This window comes from Nocardia sp. CWNU-33 (assembly GCF_046764895.1).
Taxonomy (GTDB): domain Bacteria; phylum Actinomycetota; class Actinomycetes; order Mycobacteriales; family Mycobacteriaceae; genus Nocardia.
Genome location: NZ_JBKOQN010000126.1, coordinates 1 through 742 on the forward strand (window position 1 = coordinate 1; position 742 = coordinate 742).

1 protein-coding gene is annotated in these 742 nt (G+C 69.8%); it reads right to left on the bottom strand.

Annotation, left to right across the window (positions count from 1 at the left end; all coding sequences use genetic code 11):
- Positions 1-698 (bottom strand): thiazole synthase (locus tag ACLMAL_RS39685; RefSeq protein WP_412003781.1); only part of this gene is annotated, 698 nt, incomplete at its 3' end.
- Between the last annotated feature and the right edge of the window lie 44 nt (positions 699-742).

Sequence of the window (742 nt, forward strand, 5' to 3'; positions counted from 1 at the left end):
GCGGGCGAGGATGCCTGAGCCCAGAAGCGCTTGGGGATGCGGCCGGCCCGGCGAGCCAGATGACCCGCGCGGACAGCGTCCGCCATGGCGGCGGCCATCAGTGCAGGGCGTTGGGCCCTCGTTACAGCGGTGGCGAGCAGGACGGCCGAGCAGCCGAGTTCCATGGCGAGGGCGGCGTCGCTCGCGGTGCCGATGCCCGCGTCGAGGATGACGGGAACCCCAGCCCCGGCCACGATCATCTCGATGTTGTGCGGGTTGCCGATGCCGAGGCCGGTGCCGATCGGGGCGCCGAGCGGCATGACCGCGGCGCAGCCAGCGTCTTCCAGTCTGCGGGCCAGGATGGGGTCGTCTGTGGTGTAGGGCAGCACCACGAAACCCGCATCGACCAGTTGTTCTGCGGCGGTGAGCAATTCGATGGGGTCGGGAAGCAGGGTTCGCTCGTCGGCGATCACCTCCAGCTTGACCCAGTTGGTGTCGAGCGCCTCGGCGGCCAGCTGTGCGGTGAGCACTGCTTCGGCGGCAGTGCGACAGCCCGCCGTATTGGGCAGCGCCGTAATGTCCAGGCGCTTCAGCAAATCGAGCACCCCCGTGCCGCCGACGGCGTCCACGCGGCGCATCGCGACCGTGGTGAGTTCGGTACCGGAGGCGAGCAATGCCTCCTCGAGCACGGCGAGGTTGTCCGCGCCGCCGGTGCCCATGATCAGCCGGGAGCCGAACTGCTTGCCCGCGATCTCCAGTGCGT